Consider the following 802-nt stretch of genomic DNA (forward strand, 5'->3'; position numbering starts at 1 on the left):
TAATTGGTGAATCACCAGTTCGTTCATGGGATGTAGCAAAAGAAGCAACGAATTTGTCTCATTTTATGATAACTGAGTATCATAAAGATCCCGAAAAATACTTTCCGCCAAATATTCAAAAGAAATTTGATAAACAACTTGATAGTGATCTAAATGTTCTTGCGAATGGATTACAATGGATTGATCAATTAAAAGAAGCACTCTATTTAGATAATAAACAAGGGTGGGTACAAGAAGAAGGAAAATGGACGTATTATAAAAAAGATGGGCAAAGAATAACAGGTTTCCAATCCATTGATGGGAAACGTTATTATTTTGGTACCGATGGGTTTATGCAATCAGGATGGGTACATACAAATGGATATGATTATTATCTGGGTACCGATGGCGTGGTGCAAACTGGAATCCAATATATTGACGGGAAAATCTATTACTTTAGTCCGTTAGGAGCTGTGCAATCAGGATTTACACAGGTTGATGGGAAACCATATTATTTTGATGCTTCCCATGAATCAAAAAATGGCTGGATGAAGCAAGAGTTTAATTGGTATTTACTACAGCCATCAGGTGCATTACAAACAGGAGATTTTACATATAAAGATAAGAAATTCTCCTTTAATCAAGATGGAGAAATGGTTAAAGGGTGGGTTACATTAGAATCCCTTGTTAAAAAAGTATATCCTGAGGCAGACTTAAAAAAAGCATTACGTGCAAAAAGTGTGAATAAGGGTGAAGTGATAGAAGTAGTGGGGAAAGTCGGTTCTTGGTATGAGGTTAATTACCAAGGCGAAAAAGGATATGT

1 protein-coding gene is annotated in these 802 nt (G+C 35.4%); it reads left to right on the plus strand.

The window, feature by feature from the left end; genetic code table 11:
• The coding region (locus B5P40_RS31995; protein WP_483296265.1) for an N-acetylmuramoyl-L-alanine amidase family protein at nucleotides 1–802 on the plus strand (802 nt) is incomplete at both ends.

Source organism: Bacillus sp. SRB_8, assembly GCF_003264205.1.
In the GTDB taxonomy this organism is placed as follows: Bacteria; Bacillota; Bacilli; order Bacillales; family Bacillaceae_G; genus Bacillus_A; species Bacillus_A mycoides.